The organism is Rhizobium sp. 32-5/1, from assembly GCF_029537235.1.
GTDB lineage: Bacteria > Pseudomonadota > Alphaproteobacteria > Rhizobiales > Rhizobiaceae > Pararhizobium.
The window spans coordinates 247,180-266,011 of the sequence record NZ_CP120638.1; the positions used below are offsets into that span (position 1 = coordinate 247,180).

25 protein-coding genes, 1 tRNA gene and 2 pseudogenes are annotated in these 18,832 nt (G+C 56.9%); 13 read left to right on the top strand and 15 right to left on the bottom strand.

Features of this window, described 5'->3' with window-relative positions; translation table 11 throughout:
* Positions 1–5: 5 nt before the first annotated feature.
* Positions 6–730, bottom strand: a pseudogene (pcsA, locus tag P6U16_RS01205) (phosphatidylcholine synthase).
* A 297-nt stretch (positions 731–1,027) separates the two neighbouring features.
* On the opposite strand from pcsA, the gene P6U16_RS01210 reads away from it, so the two are divergent.
* Positions 1,028–2,251 carry a UbiH/UbiF family hydroxylase gene (locus P6U16_RS01210; RefSeq protein ID WP_277703965.1) on the top strand — a complete coding sequence of 408 codons (1,224 nt, stop codon included), beginning with the start codon at positions 1,028–1,030 and terminating at the stop codon, positions 2,249–2,251.
* Here P6U16_RS01210 and P6U16_RS01215 read toward each other — a convergent pair.
* Positions 2,212–3,167, bottom strand: a pseudogene (locus tag P6U16_RS01215) (AEC family transporter); the annotation flags it as partial. The gene P6U16_RS01210 and the pseudogene P6U16_RS01215 overlap by 40 nt on opposite strands.
* Before the next feature lie 72 nt (positions 3,168–3,239).
* Positions 3,240–3,989, bottom strand: a complete 750-nt coding sequence (locus P6U16_RS01220) for a cytochrome c biogenesis CcdA family protein (protein WP_277702299.1) — start codon at positions 3,987–3,989, stop codon at positions 3,240–3,242.
* A 193-nt stretch (positions 3,990–4,182) separates the two neighbouring features.
* On the opposite strand from P6U16_RS01220, the gene P6U16_RS01225 reads away from it, so the two are divergent.
* A tRNA-Lys gene (locus P6U16_RS01225) sits at positions 4,183–4,258 on the top strand.
* Between the two features lie 149 nt (positions 4,259–4,407).
* On the top strand, positions 4,408–4,632 hold the full coding sequence (locus P6U16_RS01230) for a hypothetical protein (protein WP_277702300.1): 225 nt from the start codon (positions 4,408–4,410) through the stop codon (positions 4,630–4,632).
* Positions 4,633–4,784: 152 nt separating this feature from the next.
* Here the strand turns inward: P6U16_RS01230 and P6U16_RS01235 are convergent, their stop codons facing one another.
* Positions 4,785–4,985: a hypothetical protein gene (locus P6U16_RS01235; RefSeq protein WP_277702302.1), complete on the bottom strand. Its 201-nt coding sequence runs from the start codon at positions 4,983–4,985 to the stop codon at positions 4,785–4,787.
* A gap of 103 nt (positions 4,986–5,088) precedes the next feature.
* Here P6U16_RS01235 and P6U16_RS01240 point away from each other — a divergent pair, with 103 nt between their 5' ends.
* The 6 genes from P6U16_RS01240 (at position 5,089) to P6U16_RS01265 (ending at position 8,395) form a co-directional block, all read left to right on the top strand.
* A complete protein-coding gene (locus tag P6U16_RS01240; protein WP_277702304.1) occupies positions 5,089–5,328 on the top strand; it encodes a helix-turn-helix transcriptional regulator in 240 nt (79 codons plus the stop codon).
* Positions 5,325–5,858: a hypothetical protein gene (locus P6U16_RS01245; protein WP_277702306.1), complete on the top strand. Its 534-nt coding sequence runs from the start codon at positions 5,325–5,327 to the stop codon at positions 5,856–5,858. The genes P6U16_RS01240 and P6U16_RS01245 overlap by 4 nt, the downstream gene beginning before the upstream one ends.
* 51 nt (positions 5,859–5,909) lie before the next feature.
* Positions 5,910–6,188 (top strand): hypothetical protein, encoded by a 279-nt coding sequence (locus P6U16_RS01250; RefSeq protein WP_277702308.1) that lies wholly within the window; start codon positions 5,910–5,912, stop codon positions 6,186–6,188.
* A gap of 118 nt (positions 6,189–6,306) precedes the next feature.
* The gene (locus tag P6U16_RS01255; protein ID WP_277702309.1) at positions 6,307–7,173 is read left to right on the top strand and encodes a site-specific integrase; all 867 of its coding nucleotides are present in this window, start codon (positions 6,307–6,309) and stop codon (positions 7,171–7,173) included.
* Positions 7,170–7,667: a hypothetical protein gene (locus P6U16_RS01260; RefSeq protein WP_277702310.1), complete on the top strand. Its 498-nt coding sequence runs from the start codon at positions 7,170–7,172 to the stop codon at positions 7,665–7,667. The genes P6U16_RS01255 and P6U16_RS01260 overlap by 4 nt, the downstream gene beginning before the upstream one ends.
* 17 nt (positions 7,668–7,684) lie before the next feature.
* On the top strand, positions 7,685–8,395 hold the full coding sequence (locus P6U16_RS01265; RefSeq protein WP_277702312.1) for a hypothetical protein: 711 nt from the start codon (positions 7,685–7,687) through the stop codon (positions 8,393–8,395).
* Between the two features lie 129 nt (positions 8,396–8,524).
* Here the strand turns inward: P6U16_RS01265 and P6U16_RS01270 are convergent, their stop codons facing one another.
* From P6U16_RS01270 to P6U16_RS01280, 3 genes are all read right to left on the bottom strand, one after another.
* A complete protein-coding gene (locus P6U16_RS01270; RefSeq protein ID WP_277702313.1) occupies positions 8,525–8,728 on the bottom strand; it encodes a hypothetical protein in 204 nt (67 codons plus the stop codon).
* 84 nt (positions 8,729–8,812) lie between these two features.
* Positions 8,813–9,022, bottom strand: coding sequence for a hypothetical protein (locus tag P6U16_RS01275; RefSeq protein ID WP_277702315.1), 210 nt, complete (start codon positions 9,020–9,022; stop codon positions 8,813–8,815).
* A 297-nt stretch (positions 9,023–9,319) separates the two neighbouring features.
* On the bottom strand, positions 9,320–10,399 hold the full coding sequence (locus tag P6U16_RS01280) for a hypothetical protein (RefSeq protein ID WP_277702317.1): 1,080 nt from the start codon (positions 10,397–10,399) through the stop codon (positions 9,320–9,322).
* A gap of 726 nt (positions 10,400–11,125) precedes the next feature.
* On the opposite strand from P6U16_RS01280, the gene P6U16_RS01285 reads away from it, so the two are divergent.
* A complete protein-coding gene (locus tag P6U16_RS01285) occupies positions 11,126–11,599 on the top strand; it encodes a type VI secretion system-associated protein TagO (RefSeq protein WP_277702318.1) in 474 nt (157 codons plus the stop codon).
* Between the two features lie 292 nt (positions 11,600–11,891).
* On the opposite strand, the gene P6U16_RS01290 is transcribed toward P6U16_RS01285, so the two are convergent.
* The 5 genes from P6U16_RS01290 to P6U16_RS01310 are packed head-to-tail and all read right to left on the bottom strand — an operon-like array spanning position 11,892 to position 15,926.
* A complete protein-coding gene (locus tag P6U16_RS01290; protein ID WP_277702320.1) occupies positions 11,892–12,464 on the bottom strand; it encodes a hypothetical protein in 573 nt (190 codons plus the stop codon).
* Complete coding sequence (locus P6U16_RS01295) at positions 12,461–13,981, bottom strand: hypothetical protein (RefSeq protein ID WP_277702321.1); 1,521 nt, start codon at positions 13,979–13,981, stop codon at positions 12,461–12,463. Before P6U16_RS01295 ends, P6U16_RS01290 begins: the two co-directional genes overlap by 4 nt.
* A 49-nt stretch (positions 13,982–14,030) precedes the next feature.
* Positions 14,031–14,966 (bottom strand): DUF2213 domain-containing protein, encoded by a 936-nt coding sequence (locus P6U16_RS01300; protein ID WP_277702323.1) that lies wholly within the window; start codon positions 14,964–14,966, stop codon positions 14,031–14,033.
* A gap of 35 nt (positions 14,967–15,001) precedes the next feature.
* Positions 15,002–15,670 carry a hypothetical protein gene (locus P6U16_RS01305; protein ID WP_277702324.1) on the bottom strand — a complete coding sequence of 223 codons (669 nt, stop codon included), beginning with the start codon at positions 15,668–15,670 and terminating at the stop codon, positions 15,002–15,004.
* A complete protein-coding gene (locus P6U16_RS01310; RefSeq protein WP_277702325.1) occupies positions 15,660–15,926 on the bottom strand; it encodes a hypothetical protein in 267 nt (88 codons plus the stop codon). Before P6U16_RS01310 ends, P6U16_RS01305 begins: the two co-directional genes overlap by 11 nt.
* Positions 15,927–16,080: 154 nt before the next feature.
* Here P6U16_RS01310 and P6U16_RS01315 point away from each other — a divergent pair, with 154 nt between their 5' ends.
* A complete protein-coding gene (locus tag P6U16_RS01315) occupies positions 16,081–16,440 on the top strand; it encodes a hypothetical protein (RefSeq protein WP_277702326.1) in 360 nt (119 codons plus the stop codon).
* A 12-nt stretch (positions 16,441–16,452) separates the two neighbouring features.
* On the opposite strand, the gene P6U16_RS01320 is transcribed toward P6U16_RS01315, so the two are convergent.
* Positions 16,453–16,776, bottom strand: a complete 324-nt coding sequence (locus P6U16_RS01320; RefSeq protein ID WP_277702327.1) for a hypothetical protein — start codon at positions 16,774–16,776, stop codon at positions 16,453–16,455.
* Positions 16,777–16,865: 89 nt separating this feature from the next.
* Between P6U16_RS01320 and P6U16_RS01325 the strand changes: the two genes are divergently transcribed.
* Both P6U16_RS01325 and P6U16_RS01330 read left to right on the top strand, forming a co-directional pair.
* The gene (locus P6U16_RS01325) at positions 16,866–17,114 is read left to right on the top strand and encodes a hypothetical protein (protein WP_277702328.1); all 249 of its coding nucleotides are present in this window, start codon (positions 16,866–16,868) and stop codon (positions 17,112–17,114) included.
* Positions 17,115–17,203: 89 nt separating this feature from the next.
* Positions 17,204–17,419 (top strand): hypothetical protein, encoded by a 216-nt coding sequence (locus P6U16_RS01330; RefSeq protein ID WP_277702329.1) that lies wholly within the window; start codon positions 17,204–17,206, stop codon positions 17,417–17,419.
* A gap of 119 nt (positions 17,420–17,538) precedes the next feature.
* Here the strand turns inward: P6U16_RS01330 and P6U16_RS01335 are convergent, their stop codons facing one another.
* The gene (locus P6U16_RS01335; RefSeq protein ID WP_277702330.1) at positions 17,539–18,450 is read right to left on the bottom strand and encodes a hypothetical protein; all 912 of its coding nucleotides are present in this window, start codon (positions 18,448–18,450) and stop codon (positions 17,539–17,541) included.
* On the bottom strand, positions 18,447–18,701 hold the full coding sequence (locus P6U16_RS01340; protein ID WP_277702331.1) for a hypothetical protein: 255 nt from the start codon (positions 18,699–18,701) through the stop codon (positions 18,447–18,449). The genes P6U16_RS01335 and P6U16_RS01340 overlap by 4 nt, the downstream gene beginning before the upstream one ends.
* Positions 18,702–18,832 lie beyond the last annotated feature (131 nt).

Consider the following 18,832-nt stretch of genomic DNA (forward strand, 5'->3'; position numbering starts at 1 on the left):
TCTCCTCATCCACGCCCGATTTTCGGGAAAATCTGCAGTACAAATCCGACCACGTAAAGATAAAGCCCGGTTCCCACCACCCCGGCGACCACCCATGCCGGCGTCTCGAAATGCAGCAGCAAGGCATAGATGCTTAACGCCGACCAGGCGGCAAAGACCGCCAGATTGAGGGGCGAAGACGCTGCACGCGCACGGGATGCAGGAAATTGATCGGCATGAAGGTCAGGAACACGGATACGAAGACGACGACGGAGGCGGCGATCTCGCTGGCGTCGATGACGAACAGTGTGAAAACGACCATGTTCCAGACGACGGGGAACCCTGAGAAGAAATACTCGTCTGTCTTCATGCCCATATCGGCATAGTAAATGGCACTGGACACGACGATGGCGCCCGCCGCCAGGAAAGACCAGGGCTCGCCGATCATGCCGCTCTGATAGAGCGCGAAGGCCGGCAGCAGCACATAGGTCACATAGTCGATGACATTATCGAGCGTATCGCCGGACCAGTTGGGCAGGACTTCCTTCACCCGAACCTTGCGGGCAATCGGTCCGTCGATGCCATCCACGGCAAGCGCCAGGCCCAACCACCAGAACATGTCGACGAAGCGGTGTTCGGCGGCGGCCACGACACCCAGGAACGCCAGGAAGGACCCGGATGCGGTCAGGATATGCACGGAAAAGGCACGGATTTCCGCGTAAGGCACGCGCTTGTAATTGAAAAACTTCATCGGCAGACGTACCCTGTCCTGACCCAGCGCTTCCCCGGAAACATAGCGATGCGCAAAGGCGTCGCATGTTCACTGTCTCCCGCCTTGGCTGCGCGGTGTTGCGCGTAATATGCACCCTTTGCCAAAAGCTGCCAGCAAAATCCATGGTTAAGGCTTCAACCCGGGCAATCGCTTGTGGACGCAGCACGTGACCTGCGCTGATTAATCCCATTTAATTCGAGCGTGCACAGGGCTAGAACAATGTGGTTGACGGCGCCACATACGGCGGACCGAAGAGAAGTCGAAGTGAGGTTTTCCATGGAACACCACGATATTGCGGTCATCGGTGCCGGTCTTGCCGGCGGGCTTTGTGCCCTTGCCCTGGCGGATGCCGGCTATCGTGTCGCGCTCATCGCTCCGCAATCGAATACCAGCGACGGTCGCACCACGGCGCTGATGGATCAATCGATCGGTTTTGTGGAGAAGCTCGGGCTTTGGTCGTCGATCGTGCCGCTGTCTTCAGCGCTGTCCTCGATGCGGATCATTGATGGCACCACCCGCCTGCTGCGGGCGCCGACGGTAACGTTTCATGCCGCAGAGGTTGGGCTTGAGGCCTTCGGCCACAATATTCCGAATGCACCGTTCCTCGCGCTTCTCGAATCGGCCGCACTGGCCCATCCGCGCATCACGCGCTTTGAAAAATCCTTCCAAGGCCTGTCCTTCGATGAAAGCACGACCGCCGTCACGATGGATGATGGAAGCACCCTCAGCGCCGATCTCGTCGTCGGTGCCGATGGTCGACGCTCTCCGGTCCGCGAGGCAGCCAAGATCGACGTGCATCGCTGGTCCTATCCGCAGGCCGCCGTGGTGCTGAATTTTGCGCATCAGCTTCCACATCGCAACATATCGACGGAATTCCACACCGAGGACGGCCCGTTTACGCAGGTGCCGCTTCCGGGTAACCGCTCCAGCCTCGTCTGGGTGCGCAAACCAGAAGAAGCCGCGCAGACGGCGGCAGTACCGCTCGACGCCCTGTCGATGGCCGTCGAACAGCGCATGCAGTCGATGCTCGGCAAGGTGACCGTCGATACCGCGCCCCAGACATTCCCGCTGTCCGGCATGGTGGCCAATCGTTTCGGCAAGGGACGCACCGTGCTGATCGGTGAGGCGGCGCATGCATTTCCGCCGATCGGCGCACAGGGGCTGAATCTCAGCCTTCGCGATATCATGGGGCTTTTGTCGCTTCTGGGACCAGCCGGCGTGGAGGGTATTCCGGCTGATATCGGCGACCGGCACGACAGCAGCCGCCGTCCCGACATTTTGAGCCGCACCGCCAGTGTCGATCTCCTGAACCGCTCGCTGCTTTCCGGGTTTCTGCCGGTCCAGATGCTGCGGGCCGCCGGCCTGCAGGTCCTGTCGAGTGCTGCGCCGCTGCGCAACCTGATGATGCGGGAGGGCATTTCGCCGGGCAGCGCGCTACAGTCGCTACGACGCAATCTAAGGAAAAGATCGGCCGGAAACAGGCCTGACGCCATCAGGTAGAGCAGCAGCGTCACCGAGGCGACGGACAGCACCGTGGTGATCAGAATCGTCGCGGACGCCCGCTCCTGCCAGACGCCGTATTGCTGACCGATGACGAAGACATTGGTGGCCGTCGGCAGCGCCGCCAGAAGTACCGCCGTCTTGATCCAGACGGGATCGAAGTTGCCGACAAAACTCAGGACCAGATACATCAGCACCGGATGCAGCAAAAGCTTGGCCGGGACGATATAGAAGATCTCTGCCGGGATGCGTTTCAACGGCCGCAGCGCCAGCGTGACGCCCATGGCAAACAGCGCACAGGGCGCCGCTGCCTGGGCGAGATAGTCGATCAGCCGCTGCACCGGCACAGGCGGCTGCACGGCAAAATAGGCGCCGACCACACCGGCGAGCGTCGAGAGAATGAAGGGGTGCAGGATGATCTTCTTCAGGATCTGCAGGGCGAGCGTACCTGGTGCCCCTTCTCGCCGCCGGCCAGCGCCATCATTGCCGGCGCGACCGTGAAATGCAGGACATTTTCAAAGCAGAAGATCAGCGCCACCGGTACCGCCGCCGGCTCGCCCAGCGCCAGAAGGGCAAGTCCCGGCCCCATATAGCCGATATTGCCATAGGCACCGGCCAGTCCCTGCACGGTTGATTCGGCCAGTGAATTTCTGCGCAGGAAACGCCCGGTGCAGAAGACCAGCCCGAAGATCAGATAGGTAGTGGTCACCGAGGTCAGCACAAAATCGAATCGCGCCAGTTGCTCGAAGGGCGTGGCCGATACCAGCTTGAAGAACAGGGCCGGCAGAGCGAGATAGATGATGAAGGTATTGAGCCAACCCATGGCATCCGCCGGCTGTCGCACCAGTCGGGCGGTCAGATAACCAAGGAAGATCAGGCCGAAGAACGGCAGCACCAGACCGGAGATTTCAGCCATGTCGGACAGGTTCCTTTACAGCCACACCTTGGAGAATAGGGAGGCTGTAACAATCGTGAAGCGTCGCCGTGCTTAGCCGATTTTCATCAGGATGGGAAAGGTCTGCTGGAACCAGATGGCAGCCGATGTGGTGAAACCGAAGACGAAGGCAAGGCCGGCCAGCACGAGCAGGCCACCCATCAGCTTTTCGACCAGCCCGAGATGCCGGCGGAAACGCGTGAGAAACCCCATGAAAGCCCCGGAAAAGCCGGCCGCGATCCAGAACGGAACGGCGAGCCCCAGCGAATAGAATGCAAGTAGGATCGCCCCGTCGCTGACGGTCTCGCGGGCAGCGGCAACCCCGAGGATGGTTCCGAGAACCGGGCCGATGCAGGGCGTCCAGCCGAAGGCGAAGGCAAGGCCCATGATATAGGCACCAGACAGCGTTGCCGGCTTGCCACCGCCCTGAAAACGCGCCTCCCGTCCGAGAATGCCGAGCCGGAACACACCGAGAAAATGCAGGCCCATGATAATGATGATGATGCCGCCGAGGCGCGACAGGACGTCGATATGCTGGCGCAGCAAAAGGCCGATGCTGGACGCCCCCGCCCCCAGCGCCACGAACACAGTGGCAAAACCGAGCGTGAAGAAAAACGAGGCCGCGAACACGGCGCGCCGCGTATCTGCCCTTGCCACGGCTGCTCCGCCGGCGCGGAACTGATCGACCGAAATGCCCGCCATGTAACAAAGATAGGGCGGCACCAGAGGCAGGACGCAAGGCGAAAGAAACGAAAGCGCACCGGCCAGAATGGCGGTCCAGATGGAAATATCGGCGATCGACACCTTGTGAACAACTCCAGCGGCAACAATTGAACGCTCTCTTAGCGCCAAGACCCGGCACGCGCCAATCACCTTTCGGCGATTATCCGAACAACCGCCAAATCTGTGGCACCGTCACTTTTTTGGGTTGACCTTCACAAGTCGGCTGTGCATATGTCCGCCCACTTCCGCCGGACACACAAAGTCATGGCGCGGGGAGCGCGTAGCTCAGCTGGTAGAGCAACGGACTTTTAATCTGTAGGTCCAGGGTTCGAATCCCTGCGCGCTCACCAAACAAATCAATGACTTAGCCCCAAATTCTCACCCTCCCATGTTGCATTATGTTGCAACTGACTTCCCTTGATTTCCAACGGTTTCCTGCCACACTCGGCAAATCCACGCGACATGGAACGCAACATGGAGAGGGCTAAAGGTGCCGGTAATGAGCCGAGAATTCTATCGAGTTAAAACCAATAAGAGCGAGATGTGGGCCACCTTGTCGAAGGATTCGGACACCGGGGCATTATATGTGATCGAAGGTTTCAGCAGCGATCGCTTCAGTCCTTCTGAAAAACCTGTGCCTTTGGGAGAGTTTCTTTCCGCAGATGGTCCCGCGCAGGGCAAGTTGAAAGACCTCATCAGCCACCTGTTGGTCACATCGAACTAAGCCGCCACGACCGAAAGGTGTGGTCAAAATGACCACACCTTTGTGGGTGTTCGTGTGATGCGAACCCCTCGGGTATGTATGCCACGCACGCGCCGCGAGGGTACCGGTGTCATGCAGGTGCTTTGGTATTGCCATCATGGCAACACCTTCGACTATGCGGTCGCGAGGGCTTCGAGGTTCTGGCGCCACTGAAGCGACGCGCCAGCGCCGCCCATGAAGCGCGGGCCGCGAGGTGCCGGCACCACCAGGGCAGCGCCACTGTCCCGCTCCGCACGCTCGAAGGCAGCCTTGACGGCCGGGTTGGTGAAAAGGTTGGAAAGGACCATTGCGCCGCTAACGATGTTCAGTGTCATCAGCTTTTTCCCTTGCTGCAATTTGCTTACAAGTGTATTCATAACTACAAGCGTAGTCATCGTCAAGCGCCTTCGATACACTTGTATTCAAATTGAGGATTTCATGGCAGAGCTGACCCCAGAAGCAAACCGAGCGGCCCGGGCGATCCTGAAATGGTCGGTTAGAGACTTGGCTGAAAAGGCCGGGATTGCCTTTTCCACGGTCCATCGCTTTGAGACAAGCGGCACCGCCACCGACGCGACCAAAGACAAGATCAAAGCCGCATATGCTGAGCACAACGTGGAGATCACTAATGGCGAGTACACTGGCGCTCGCCTCAAGCTAATGAGGAAATTGCCATGAGCTCCATTCCCGGGTGGATCGTGATCCTCCAAGCGCTACTAACGCCCGCAATTGCAATCGCCGTCGGCGTGATTGGTTTCCTCCAGTGGCGCACTGCGCATCAGAAGGTTGTTCTAGATCTTTTTGATCGGCGAATGAAGGTTGTTAATGGCGTTAGAGACTTCCAAGGGCTGGTATTTAGAGGCGGTGTAAAACAAGAGTTAGCCGACGTCGCACGCTTTCACCAAGTCCGCCATGAAGCCGAATTCCTCTTCGGAAGCGACGTTGTTAACTACCTGAAGGGACTTCACGATACCGTTATAGAGATGTCCACCGCCACGGCAGCCCTTGACACCCTCGACGATCCGCAAACGCGCAGTGAATATGTAAAAGCCAGCTTGGCCAAATTGAAAAAGGTGGTGGCCATGAGCAGCGAGTTCACGGCGCTCTGCGCGCCCTACATGCGAATGGATCAAAAGCGGGTTCGAACGCCGACAGAATGGCTCCAGTATCGCAATGACCTCCGCAATAGCTACGCAGATAAGCCCTAGCGAGAATACCGTTTATCGATACCATTTCACCCCACTGCACAGAATGTGATCATGACCCAAAGAGCAATTCTCCTGACGCCGCCGCACAACTTCGGCGTGGTTCAGCTGCCTGAGAGGAAGCACCCGGGTGTCGTAATCCAGGGAGACACGCTGCACTCGATGGTCGCTGATCTAGAGGGGATGCAGAAGCTTCTGGGCGACCGCGACTTAGCCGAACTTTCTGATGCGCTCGAGTCGATGCGGGAAATTCTTTCGGAAGTTCGATCAAGCTACGAACGCATTTGCCATGAGAACAATATCGATCTGCCTTATCCCCAGCCGCAACGCTGAAAATCAGCAAGGATAGTTACCAGATGTCCGCATTGACGTTGATCTCCCTGCCGAGGGCATCGAGCAGACTTCCGATCTCAGCGAGTCCGCCCTCGACTACGGCCGGGCCGCGCTGTCGGTGAACACCATGCGGGCCTACAGCGGCGATTGGGAGGAATTCCAGACCTGGTGCGCCGATCGGGGCCGCGGCTCTCTCCCGGCCTCCCCTGCGACGGTGGCGAACTTCGCATCTGCTCTGGCTGGCGCAGGCAAGAAGGTGCCCACAATTGCGCGCAAGCTGGCTGCCATCCGGTTCTTCCATCGCGGCGCTGGGCAAGAGAACCCGACGGACAATGCCGGCGTGTCAGCCATACTCAAGGGCATCCGTCGCACCGTCGGCACAGCGCCCCGTCAGAAGGCGCCGGCGACCGTGGACGTGATCCATGCTCTGATGGCCCGGATCGCTCCCGACACTCTGCAGGGCAAGCGTGATCGCGCTCTGTTGCTGCTCGGGTTTGCCGGCGCTTTCCGTCGATCCGAGCTGGTGGCAATCACCGTCGAGGATCTGACTTTCAGCGAGGAAGGCGTCGACGTATTCCTTCCGAAGTCTAAGACCGACCAGGAGGCAAAAGGCCAATCGGTTGCCGTGCTAAACGGAAAGGCGCTCAAGCCGGCTGACAAGCTCAAGGAGTGGATGGACGCTGCCGGCATTACCAACGGCCCCATTTTCCGCCGGATTAACCGTGGCGACCATCTCACAGGCGAGCCGCTAAGTGCGCAGACGGTTGCGCTCATCGTGAAACGCTATGCCGAGGCGGCCGGGCTCGATTTCGAGAAGCTATCCGGTCACTCGCTGCGCGCCGGCTTTGTCACATCGGCGGCTGAGAACCGGGCAAGCATTTCGCGCATTATGGAGGTGACCAGGCACCGGGATCCGCGGACTGTGGAAACCTATGTCCGGCGCGCTGACCGGTTCAAGGATCATGCTGGAGACGGCTTTCTATGATCTGGGAAGTATTTCAGGGACTAGGGGCAATGGTGGGTCTGGTGACGGGTGGATTTGTCTTCTACGAGCACCTGATGCGGCACGCTCCACTTGCCTATGTCGTAACGACTCCATTCATGGAGCACGGCAGCCGCTACGCATACGTTCGTATCGACAATCGGAGCCCTCGGCCGATTCTGATCTCTTGGCCGTCAGGCATTCAAGACAATCGGTTTACGATCGGCAAAGATCACAGCAGCAGGTCAATAGTTGAGGCTTTGCTCGATGGGGAACGGGCGATAGCAGTCGATGGAAACTCGACTCGCGACTTGGTTTTACTAAAGCCCCCGAACTTTGGATCGATGCCCTTGGAAGGCGAAGCAGACGTGGTTATCCGGTGGCGCTTTGCTCAACCGCTCATTTGGAAGCGTGAAAGAAGCATCACTGTCCGAATATCAAAAGGCGACCTCCTTTTGCTCTTGGATGAAAAGCCGAACGTTGAAGACGAAGCGTAGTCAAACAGGACGAACCAATGACCGACAAAACTTTGCCAGAATTTCCCGAGCAAGACCCTCGCGGGGTCGCTTATCACGTCGCGCAAACTGCTGTCGGAGCGGCGGATGTCGCCATTCCTGGTGCTGGTTATGCACTTCAACAGATAGTCGGTCATTTCGTCGGTGAGCCGTTGGCAAAGCGCCGGGAGGAGTGGTTTCGTTTGGTCGGCGGGGCTATCCTCGACCTTCAAGAGCGCGTGGATGGCTTCGATCCATCCACCCTTTCGGACAATGAGGAGTTTATCAGCTGCGTCTACGAGGCCACTCACCTAGCCATGAAAACGCATCGGGAGTTCAAACGCGAAGCACTGAAAAATGCCATCGTAAACACCGCGCTTGGTTTTACGTTAAACGAGTCTCTTCGTGGCCGGTTTATTTTATGCATCGACCAGTTTTCCGAGGCTCACATCCGGCTTTTGACGGTCCTTCACGATCTGACAGCTTTCCCGACTTGTGTTGCGGAAGCAAAATCGATGTATGCAGGATCACAGTCTAGCGTGGTGAGAGCCGAAATCAGCGAGATGGAAATGCCAAAGGATGTATTTACGAACGTGTTGGCTGACCTGGAGCGTGAGCGTTTCATTAATGGGTCGCTCGGTGGCATGATGTCGGCTGGATCCTTGCTCAACAAACGCACTACCGAGATTGGAGACCTATTCCTTCAGTTCATCACTCGCGGAGAGTTCTAGCGATAACAGTTATTCTCGCTACCGTTCTTCCGAAACAAGCAACCCATATCCGCGCATTATCTTGTCCCTGGCCTGTTGCAATTGCCGATCTCAAGCCAGTCCACCGTGAGCCAGATACGGTCGCCTGGGTTAAGCGCCCGTTCCGCCGAACCCTTCCAAGCCATCAAGCCGGTTGACGGTAACCCCGAGGGCGCCGACAGCCTCCATCGTGATAGCCAGGCTTTTCATCATAAGGGCAAGATCATGGTCGTTATCCGGACCAGCCAATTCCTGGGCGCGGGTGTGCAGGCGCTCACAGTGGATGTTCAGCTGCGCGATGATGTCTTCGTTCATTCCAATCTCCCAGGGTTGCCATGCAACTCCTGAAAAGCATCGTCAAATGCGAAGGTTCCACCGGTTGGTAAAAATGGTTTCGCGTCAAAAGCCGAAAATGTGCCAACTGACCAAGAATGGGTGAACAACAGACAGCAGCGCCCCGATGGTTGCCAGAGTTGCAAGCCATACTTGGTAGGCTTCAAGCTTCAAGCGCTTTTCAAGAACAACAGCTTCGCCCTTCCAATGTAGGCGCCCTTTGCCGTCAAACTGGAAGTTGTCGAGTTCATCTATGCCGATCGGTTTGAAGGCCATGCCAGTTCTCCGTAATGCTCGCTACGAGAAGTTCGCTCAGTCCATCACCAAAGGCAAGACAGCCAACGATAAGGGTGATTATCGATAGCTGTTGAAGCGGCGAGCCAGACTAGATACCTAATCGACATGAGCGACGAATTCTTCCGCCGATTGCTCTACTGGCCGGCGGCGCTAAACCACAAGATGGCAGCTTCCTATTGCGGTGTGTCTGTCGAGATGGTCAAGAAAATAGGCCTGTCAAGCCGATACGGTTTGCCAGCTCCAACCGCGGCGCCCACTCCGCGTTTCCTAACGTGATCAATCCAACCCACTGATACCGCTTTCGCGTTGAGGATTTCCCCTCGGACCACTCACTGGTGTATCGCTAAAAGCGCCAGCGCCGTTCAAGCCATTATAGATGGTCGCACCTAAGCCAACGGCACCGATAATATCGTCGAGCACTTGCCCGCCGCCCGAGGAAGTTTGCGGATAGGAATCAGCACCGCCATCCGTAAGGTTGGTGTTTAAAGTTTGACCGCACTGAATACAGCATTTTTGACAGCCTCCCTTGCCTTTCCGGCCTACGCCCCAAATGGTTGTCTGGTCGTTTCGCCACGCGCCGAAGCAAATCTTCTCCCCAGGCGAGCACTTCAAATTGTACGTTTCGGTTCCTGCCAAGACATATTGCTTGCCGTTACCAGGCCATTCGCCACCGTGACTCTTCGAGTAGAACACAAGGCCAAGCGAATATCTGTCACTGTTTGTAATAATGAACGTGGCCCTCGACCTGCGAGCTTCCTCGTTGGCCTGTGCCTGCTGTTCCGCAATCCGAAGCTCTTCCGCTCGTCGTGCGTCGTCCTCCGTTTCCGGAAGTTGCCCGTCAGTTTCCGTGGGTCTGCTGGATGTGCTGAGCTGATCCTCGCTCGAGGTATTGGGTGTACGCTTACATTGATATGCACTATCATATTTGTTAAAACCAAGACCTGTCAGTTGCTCCGTGAATGTCTGATCTTCCCAGTCTTTTATCATCTCTTTCGTCGCGCTAGCGGCCCGGCCCAATGCCATATCGAACGCGCCCGATTCGGTCTGTCCGCGGCCACAGGCGATTCCCCCAAATTTGATACGGGTCCCGCCCAACTCATACTTTTTTAGCCTTTTCCACCGTGGATCGTTTTCTTTCCTTTCGTTGCCGAGCTGGAAACCATCGATGCTTCCTATCTCAATGTATCTGCAGGACAATTGAATTGACCCCACGTCATCTGAGTCACATTCATGTGGTGATGCCTGCCGGAAAGTCGGTAACTGCTTGTAGTCCGCAAGGTCTCCGGCGTGTAAAATGCTCTCACTCAAAACCATCGAAATTGCCCACACAAATATTCCCAAAACGATGCGGTACATTTCTCCCCCACACCAAGTGAACTCGTCGGCATGTAGTAAGCGCTTGCACTATTTCTTCGTCAACTCACATTGTGTTTTTTCTCCGAAAACACTATTGGGCTGGGTAGTATTTATGCGTTCTTTTTCTCCTAAGAACGGGAATATCTTCGCGTACTTCCTCAAAGGACGTAGTCATTCATTCAACCGTCGAGTTCGTTAAAATCCTTGCACTTAGAACTCTGATTGCTATGCCCAAAAGGGACATTGCATAGTTGCGATTGCACAACACGGCCTGCGTGCCCTAGCTAGAGGCGCGGCTGCTATTCTCCCCGGGTGTCTCGGTAGTAGGCAGAAGAAAACCCGGTTCAACACATCGACCGCACAACATGGGCTTCCACAGCAGGGTACGTTAATAAGGATCGTGAATTATAAAACGCCTGTATTTTCGGCATTTTTCAACTGTCGAGAATTCCCGTTATCGCTAGTCATTCAGCGCCAACATTCATTCGGCTGGCCATCGTCGGTAATCTCGAAAGCCACGATCGGCGCGCCGACGGCAAAGCCTGAATTGCCATGCAGGCGGTGAGCTGCATATCCCGCCGCATGCCCTTGATGCGGTGCTGTGCCAGACGTTGGGCAGCCGGTAGGCGCCGACGTCTTCGATTTCGATTTCGATAAGCATTTTCCTTCCGGCTTGACGGCCACCTGCGATTGCGTAATCTCAATTCTTTCACGGCGGGGGATTAAATGAAGCGCATAGTATTGGCTTTTGTCTTCAGCGTGGCGGCGCTCAACGGAGCGCTGGCTGCGGGTGAAGAGTGCCGTACGGTCGAAAGTGACTTGGATCGGCTCGCTTGTTACGACAAAGCTTTGGGACGGACACCGGAAATCAAACCGGTAGTGGTTGATGCAGGCGCGTGGCGGGTCGATCAAAAAACGTCCAAGATGACTGATCAGACCGATATTTTTCTTTCGTTACCATCAGACGAGACGATCGATTGCGGGTGGAACAACGGCGAAAAGGTCGCGATGTATATTCGGTGCAGCGAGTCGACCACTGCACTGATGTTCATCACCGGCTGTCACATGGCGAGCAATATCGGGGACTACGGTAACATCGAATACCGACTCGACAAAGAGAAGGCTCGCGTCATCGATTCAGAAGCATCCACAGATAACAAGGCACTCGGTTTATGGAACGGGGGAGGTCTATTCCATTGATCAAGGACATGATGGGCAAAACGGAAATGGTGGTTCGAATGACCCCTTACAGCGAAAGCCCATTTACGGCTACGTTTCAGATTGCGGGGCTGGAGAAGGCTATAGAACCCCTGCGCAAAGAATGCGGCTGGTGATCAACCTGTCGCTATTCACATGCAATTTGGCCCGGACTAAGCAGCGAGAACCACTTGGTTGAAAGGGTTGATCGTCTTGCCAACTTCGTCGTTCCAGGTGTGTATGCGGTTCACGACAACGCCCTCTTTGCGGATGACTGTGTGGTCGATGAAACCGCCTATGCCGTAAATCGGCGGCAGTTCCGGCGCTGCTGGGTTGGTGCCCTTTTGTCTGCGCATGAGTTCGAAGAAGGTAATGCCGACCTTAGACAAACCTTCAGACGCAGCGCCTGGCGTAATACCGTGCGCCTCAAGCTCGTGACACGGCACTGCCGGCCCCCGCCCACTTCCGAAGGCGCTACAGACATCGTGAAGGGCGCCGCGTAGCCATAGACATCTTGCGTGGCGAGATAGACGTTGATCGGTCCCTTTGTCTCTGAGATGCAGGGAATGATAACCTCGACAGGCTGTGGCGCTTTCTCGATCGCCATGAGGCCCAGCTTCTGGATTTCCCTGTCGATCTCGCGGAGTGCGTCGTCGACGCTGACGCAAGCGTCCGCCACTCGATTGAACAGCCGGGCGAACCGCTCGAGCGATACGCTGTGCCCCCGTCCTGTAACGGCAAAAGGCTTGCTGCCGTTCGGAAATATCTTCGTCTGCAGCGCGACAAGGCATCCGTCCGGGTTGTAGTGGGCGCCGTCGGTCAGAATTTCAATTCGGTCTTCGTAGCATACGCTGAAAAAAGCACTCATCTGCTTCTCCTGAGATTGGTTGTGAATATCCCGCCATGGAAGTTTCCGCCGCCGCTGCCCGTACCAGCAGCGAAGGGGCCGCTTCCGAAGAAAGCTGCTTCAAGTGCTGCCTTGGCGATCGATTTACCTATGTCCTTGAACGTGTCGGAGAGCTTCTTGCCCTCAACGATAGAGTCTATGAGACCCTCCTTCAGGTCGTCCTCGATATCGTCAAAGAACTTTAGCTGTTCCTTGGCCAGGCGGGTTTCTTCAGAAACGCGCGCCATAGTTTCGGATAAGTTTTCTAACCTCTCCATCTGGCTATCACTTAACGTTAGGCCCTTTTGTTGCGCCTCATTGTAAAGCTCAGTGGTGTTTCGGAGGACGTCTTGTTCTTCCTCCAAAAGTCCAACAGCATCGCGCTCGGAATCGAGGGTAGCAATCCTGCGTTCTGCGGCCTTGATGATATCGTCGTAAAGGCTTGCATCGCTCTTGCCGCCGCCACTCTTTCGACCGCGACCGCGACCGCCAATCTTTTCGTATGGGTAGCCGCTCAATTCCGGGGTTCCGCGACCGTCGGGCGTCGGGCCGATGTCGGGCAACACAAACCCGCCGCCTTGGATGGTGCTGTCAGCGCTCTGTCCGCGTTGACCAAAGGAACGCCATGTCGAGGGATCATTGATGCGTGACTGGGCCATCTGCGCCGCAAACATGGCGCTTTCCACTTTCTGCGCGGCATCGAGAGCGGAGTTCGAAAGAACGCTGAAGCTTGCAGCGAATTCAGCGAGCGCGGGAATGCCAGATCCGTTGATCGCGCTTGCCAATGCCTGTGTGACCTTCTCAACCTCGCTTGCGCTGACTTCGCCGTCCTGTGCAGATTCGGAAAAGCCGTTGAGCGCGTCCTGCAAATCGATAATGGAGCCCGTTTCCTCGCCTGCCATCTCCAAATCTCTCACAAGCGCTGCGATGGACACCTGAACGTCATCCACAGCAGCCCGGACTTCCGACAAGTCGCGCTCCTTCAAAATCCCGAGGCCCTCTGCAAGGTCTGCAGCTTGGCTAGCCCTTTCCAATTCATCAGCATATGCGCGTAGCGCAGGGACAGCATCGCCCCACCGGTCAGCAACTTGTCGAATAAGGTTTTCCTGATCCCGCAGGACTTTGCTGGCATCCTCGCCCTGATCATAGGTCGCGAAATAGCTCAGGATAGCGCCGGCCGCGGCACCAGCCGCGATGCCTATGGGGCCAAACCCGAGAGCCAAGTCAGGCAATTGGATCGCCAGCGCCTGCATGACGTTGCCCGTTGCTGAAGCCTGCTGAGCAACCTGGCTTAACTGCATGGCGGACATTCGAAGCTGCTGGGTTGCAAATATGCTTTGCTTGCCGACCTGTTCGGTTGCCTTTGAGAGGCCCGTCATTGCCTTTCCGGCACGGTTCTCAGTTCGTTCGGCAGTCGAGGCCAGCCTGATCAGAGCCTGCTCGCCAGATTTGAGCCCGGTAGATTCGGCGGAAAGCACAAGCTGGGCAAAGTCAGTCATTCAACAAACCATCCATTTTTTAACAGCCGAGAAAGACACTTATCGCTACCTAGTTGCCCTTCCAGGCATTCGACTGACTGATGATCATTTCCTCGCGGGCGCGCTCATGATCGGCAAGCGAGGACATCGGCCGGCCGTCGCGAGCGAATTGGGGTGACGATACATTCCGGTTGTCGTTGACCGGCGATCGTTGCGCGTTGCCGAGCTGGTGGATCATATGGTCCCGTGCAGCTTCAACGCGGCTCTCGTCGGCTGTAGGCTGGCGCGGTTCAACGATGGCTCCGTCGTGCAGGGCTGCCAATTCGTTTGCCGGCATGCCGTTATTCCAGAAGGTCTTGAACTCGTCGTAGATCGGCAGATCCTTGGCCTGGGAAAGCGGCATGCCGCGCACGCTGTCTCGCATGGTGCGCTTTTCAGTATCGTTCATCATGTGAAGTTCCTTTCGGTTGCCGCCGGCACTGTCGCCCAGGCGAAGCTCAGAGCCTCCACGGGCTTGTGGAACCACGGCGATGTGATTGCTGCGGATGCCGCGCTGTACGGCGTCGTATCGCTCGCCAGTGGGTGAAGTTCCGGACGTCCAATCCAAGGTGCAGTCGTAGCCCATGGAGAGTTCTCGGGTTCCGTTCTCGACAGCCGCGATGGTCTCGGCATCAGCGAGGAGCATGGAGACGCGGACGAATTCACCGTCGCGGACCACCTCGCTATCGCTCCAGCCCTTGGCGACATCGCGCCAGTTGGTCGACGAGACCGTCTGCGGAGGATGACCAAAAGTGACCGGCCGATGAGCAAAGCTCTGCATGGTGTCCGCACTGAACACTTCGTCGGCCGGCCGGTAGACCCGCACCGCGGCAAGATCGGGCCGGCCCACTTCGGCACCACCGTAGACCTGCACATTGCCGGCGCGGGCCACCCGGGCATTCACGGTCATGTAGCCATCGCGCGTGCGGCGCTTGTCGTCGATGGTCAATTTGTCCTGCAGGTGCATGTCAGTCCCTTTCAAATTTGAGATGGCGGGGAAGCTCAACCACTCGAAAAACCTCCCCGCCAGGTTGCCCAGACGGTTACCAGCTCACCCAGGCAATCAAGAAAATGAGACCGACGCGGCCAGAGCCAGCCATAGCCGGTGTGAGGAGTGATCAACGGGAGTTTCGCAGCCGTGAGCCGAGGATGATCATCCGGGCTGCCGTTATTCCATTGCGGCGGGCTGCCGACGGCTAGGAACTCTGCGCTGTAAAGCCAATCTTTGGAACCCTTCGCCTTGTTCGCCGCTTCGATCCGCTGATCGCTCGCCACCAAGCGTTCAATCAGGGAAACAATTTTCATGGCTAGGTCCGGATATTCCTTGATATCTTCGGCGAGCTGATCGCGCTCGGTGCGAGCCGCTTCGAATTCCTCAAGCGCCGCAGCAGATCTCTCATTTCGAGCGGTCTCGTCTTTCAATTCCTTGAGCTTTTCGATCGCAATGGCGAACCGTTTGCTCCGGAAATCGCAATCCTCCATCTCCTTACGAGCAGAGGCGACTTCCGCCGGGCGTGTCATGGGATCAAGGGCACGTTGAGATGCAATCTGGCTGGCTTGCCTGGCTGCGGCGTCGGCTTGGGCGACGTCCTGCAAGAGAGTTCCAACTTCCTTGGAGGAGTGGCCGGCGCCGAAGGCATCGGCAATGCGTGTTTCTAGGTCAGGCTTCATGGCTGGTAACATCCTGTCTGGTGTTGTCGTTGAGGTCGGGCAGATCGCCCGGTTCGAACACGCCCGAGAACTGGCCACCAGAGGCGCGAAGCTTCTCGGCAGCAGCTGTCAGGACGAATTCATTGACGGAGACGCCGGCGCGGCTGGCAGCGGCGAACAGCGCGGCTCGGAAGCCCGCGGTAACCCGTCCACCGTTCAACATGACGTTGACGATCGGGTCTTTCTGTCTGCGAGGTTTGGTAGCGATAAGCGGCATTCCCGATAGCCTTCCGAGCTCCGTTTCGAAGAGCAGAAGACCATGAAAATGCGGCAATGGGGATTGGAAGCGTTCGGTAGTGTGTGCCCCGTCTTCGACATGCTTGCATAGGAGGATAGGATGCAATTAGCTTGTTGAGGTTAAAGGGGAAAAAATGAAATTTTCAGTAGCCGCGCTGACGGCCTTGGTCTTTCTGACAACATCACAGAACGCTTTTTCATATTGCTCGGAGCCTTCGGCGCCGTCTTGCGCCTCCGGTTACGGCTCGTTCACTGACGAATATGAATTCGAAAGCTGTAAGAACGATATGGAGAGGTTCAAATCTCAGGTCGAAGAGTTTGTCGACTGTAACAACAATGAGGCTCAGATCGCTGCCGATGAGGCAACAGCAACAGCAAGGCGGGCACAAAGCGAAGCTGAGGAGGTGGCAAGTAAGGCCAAACGTGACAGTGATGAGGCAATTGACAGTTACAGCCGCGCTGTCAACGACTTCAACAGCCGAGCCAGCCAGTAAGGACGCCCTCCGTCATACTGGTATCCCGAGATGATCGAAATATCGCTTAACCCTTGGATGTGTCCGGTTGCCTACGCGTAAGAGCTCGAGTGCGACGATATCGCCTTCCAGGACCATTTCCAGAGCTGGGGCCGATATCTCGATCGGCGCACCAGGGCACGACTGCCGGCCAATACCGAATTGCTTGCACCAGCCGCGGATGGTCTTATCGGTCCTGCCGGAATGATCCTCGGCACGTTTCATGAGAATTATGTCGTCCTTGCGCATCAGGATCGGCGCCAAGCCTAATCCTTTGCAGGCCAGCAGTTCGCTGTTCCTGAATAGCGTGTTGCTCATTTGGCATATCCTAGATCAGGTGCATCGCTATTTTGAACATTGCTTTCTGTCGCGGCTTGGGCATGATCCCGCCAACCACGGGGAGTGACATGGGCAAGTATGAAGGGCTGACGCATCGGCTGCAAAAAGAAGTGCTTGGTGAGATCGTGCTTTCGTTCGCGGACATTGAAGCCATATCCGGCGTAAGGTTGCCAGGCAGCGCTCAGTTGCCTCAGTATTGGGAAAATCCGTCGAAGGCGGAACACATTCTCGGCATGAAAAAAGCAGTCAGGAGCGCTGGCTTTCGGAGCTTTCTGCTGGCGGGGCAAGATAAGGTTCGTTTCGTTCGAGACGGATAGCCCGAGATCAAATCGCCTTGGAACCAATCTTGACGGTAAGGATTTCTCTACGTTCACGTAGGAGAAACATCGATGAGCATTCCCCCGTCATGCCCGTTCCCGGCGCCGACCCCGTGCCAGGCATTGGAGAACCGCTGCCGATGCCGGTCAAGGAGCCTGAGCCCGATCACCTGCCGGATGAAGAGCCGCTGCCCAATCCCGACGAAAACCCCGAACCGCCTTTGCAGGTCCACGCGAGCGACTATTCGCGCTCTCCGACGTGGGGCATGCTCTGCCATGGTGTGCAGCTCCATTCGGTTGGGTGAGGTCGATCGTACGAAATAATCGTACGGTTGCTTGCTATCGGGAAGACCAATTATCGCTACTGGTCGCGTCTCGCCGAACCGCTTGCACCCTGCGAAAAATGTCCTGTCGGTCCTATCCATCACCGCCCCCTCTCAAGTCTCGTCATCGGAAAGGGTGTGGCGTGCGTACTTTTCAGCGTCAGCCAGAAGCCGCCGAACCGCCACCATTTCGCAGGTATACCGGCCATGCTTGAAAGCACCGTTTTTTCGCCCCTGGGAGCGCCAGCGCGGGCACCATGAAACCTGCACACGGTCTTAAGCCTTTCCGCCGGCGCCTGGCACCGGTTCTTGGTTCTCTTCGAAGTTGCCGTACAGCGCGGCGCTGACTGGAAAGGATAAATCTTCTTGTTCATGGGATTGCGTTGCTCCTTCGGTGATGGCCCTCCCCCATGGGAGACACTGCCGACAATGGCTTGGCCGCCTTCGTAGACGTGGACGTGCTTGACGATGACCTTCTGACTGCCGCCGTTGCGATGCTTGCGCAGCGCCTCCATTTGGGTGGTGAAGGTCCGCATGAGCTTGTTGACGACACGCTCCTGCAGGTCGAGCTGGGGGATGGTTTCGGTGTGGTTCATCTTCCGGGCGAAGGTCATACTGGCCATGTGAACGGCTGCCATCTGCATCGCGAGCATGGTTTCGAGATGATCCCTGGGCTCAATACCGCGCACGAGCGAGACGGCGAAGTTGAGCGCGTCGATATCGATCTCGAGACCCTTCGATGAAACGTTGATCAGTTGTTCGATTGCGCCGGCGTAGAGCGTACCGTCGGTTATGCCCAACGCTTTGGCGATCATGGCTTGTCCCAGAGCTGGCGAAACATGGTCGGGGATCACGGACGTCGGAGATTTCTTGAACATCGGCATCTTCAGGCTATCCGTCAGCGGGCGCATGATCTCTTTGTCGGCTTCCGTAAGCGCGCACCTCTCGGCGGGTACCGGTTCATTGGCCGATGGGGGCCTTTCGCTTGGCGGGTTCTTCGAGGTGGTCTTCATGGTTTTCTTTCCTTCGCATGGTGCTGCTGATGATGCCGACGGCACAGCCACCGCACTTTTCTGGGCTGCTCGTAGTCGTCGTGGTGCGCGTCGGTCTGCCGGTCGCCGCAGATTTCGCAAGGCCCACGAACAAGCAGCCCCTTTCGTAGGGCGGATCGAACGTAGCTGTGGGCCAGGAGCTCAAGAGGATGAGCCTCGTTCCATTTGGCTTGGGATGATGGCCTCTTGCCGCCGATGCTGGTTTTTTCCACGTTTCCCTTTCCTTCCAAAGCCGCTCCGCAGGGGCTCCGCTTTCAAAGTTTCTGTTTTTGTTTTTGTCTCGGTTTTTGTCTCTGTCTCCGGTCTCAGGTCTATGTCTCAGGTCTCTGTCTTATCGATAGGG

What these genes read in the sequence shown, in the direction of transcription:
- P6U16_RS01240 (WP_277702304.1), top strand. Translation starts at nt 5,089, where the DNA reads ATGGCAGAGCTGACCCCAGAAGCAAACCGAGCGGCCCGGGCGATCCTG.
- P6U16_RS01295 (WP_277702321.1), bottom strand. Translation starts at nt 13,981, where the DNA reads ATGACTGACTTTGCCCAGCTTGTGCTTTCCGCCGAATCTACCGGGCTC.
- P6U16_RS01290 (WP_277702320.1), bottom strand. Translation starts at nt 12,464, where the DNA reads ATGAGTGCTTTTTTCAGCGTATGCTACGAAGACCGAATTGAAATTCTG.
- P6U16_RS01320 (WP_277702327.1), bottom strand. Translation starts at nt 16,776, where the DNA reads ATGAGCAACACGCTATTCAGGAACAGCGAACTGCTGGCCTGCAAAGGA.
- P6U16_RS01335 (WP_277702330.1), bottom strand. Translation starts at nt 18,450, where the DNA reads ATGAAGACCACCTCGAAGAACCCGCCAAGCGAAAGGCCCCCATCGGCC.
- P6U16_RS01310 (WP_277702325.1), bottom strand. Translation starts at nt 15,926, where the DNA reads ATGCCGCTTATCGCTACCAAACCTCGCAGACAGAAAGACCCGATCGTC.
- P6U16_RS01330 (WP_277702329.1), top strand. Translation starts at nt 17,204, where the DNA reads ATGCCCGTTCCCGGCGCCGACCCCGTGCCAGGCATTGGAGAACCGCTG.
- P6U16_RS01250 (WP_277702308.1), top strand. Translation starts at nt 5,910, where the DNA reads ATGACCCAAAGAGCAATTCTCCTGACGCCGCCGCACAACTTCGGCGTG.
- P6U16_RS01275 (WP_277702315.1), bottom strand. Translation starts at nt 9,022, where the DNA reads ATGGCCTTCAAACCGATCGGCATAGATGAACTCGACAACTTCCAGTTT.
- P6U16_RS01210 (WP_277703965.1), top strand. Translation starts at nt 1,028, where the DNA reads ATGGAACACCACGATATTGCGGTCATCGGTGCCGGTCTTGCCGGCGGG.
- P6U16_RS01235 (WP_277702302.1), bottom strand. Translation starts at nt 4,985, where the DNA reads ATGACACTGAACATCGTTAGCGGCGCAATGGTCCTTTCCAACCTTTTC.
- P6U16_RS01280 (WP_277702317.1), bottom strand. Translation starts at nt 10,399, where the DNA reads ATGTACCGCATCGTTTTGGGAATATTTGTGTGGGCAATTTCGATGGTT.
- P6U16_RS01245 (WP_277702306.1), top strand. Translation starts at nt 5,325, where the DNA reads ATGAGCTCCATTCCCGGGTGGATCGTGATCCTCCAAGCGCTACTAACG.
- P6U16_RS01230 (WP_277702300.1), top strand. Translation starts at nt 4,408, where the DNA reads ATGAGCCGAGAATTCTATCGAGTTAAAACCAATAAGAGCGAGATGTGG.
- P6U16_RS01325 (WP_277702328.1), top strand. Translation starts at nt 16,866, where the DNA reads ATGGGCAAGTATGAAGGGCTGACGCATCGGCTGCAAAAAGAAGTGCTT.
- P6U16_RS01315 (WP_277702326.1), top strand. Translation starts at nt 16,081, where the DNA reads ATGAAATTTTCAGTAGCCGCGCTGACGGCCTTGGTCTTTCTGACAACA.
- P6U16_RS01300 (WP_277702323.1), bottom strand. Translation starts at nt 14,966, where the DNA reads ATGCACCTGCAGGACAAATTGACCATCGACGACAAGCGCCGCACGCGC.
- P6U16_RS01265 (WP_277702312.1), top strand. Translation starts at nt 7,685, where the DNA reads ATGACCGACAAAACTTTGCCAGAATTTCCCGAGCAAGACCCTCGCGGG.
- P6U16_RS01270 (WP_277702313.1), bottom strand. Translation starts at nt 8,728, where the DNA reads ATGAACGAAGACATCATCGCGCAGCTGAACATCCACTGTGAGCGCCTG.
- P6U16_RS01305 (WP_277702324.1), bottom strand. Translation starts at nt 15,670, where the DNA reads ATGAAGCCTGACCTAGAAACACGCATTGCCGATGCCTTCGGCGCCGGC.
- P6U16_RS01285 (WP_277702318.1), top strand. Translation starts at nt 11,126, where the DNA reads ATGAAGCGCATAGTATTGGCTTTTGTCTTCAGCGTGGCGGCGCTCAAC.
- P6U16_RS01260 (WP_277702310.1), top strand. Translation starts at nt 7,170, where the DNA reads ATGATCTGGGAAGTATTTCAGGGACTAGGGGCAATGGTGGGTCTGGTG.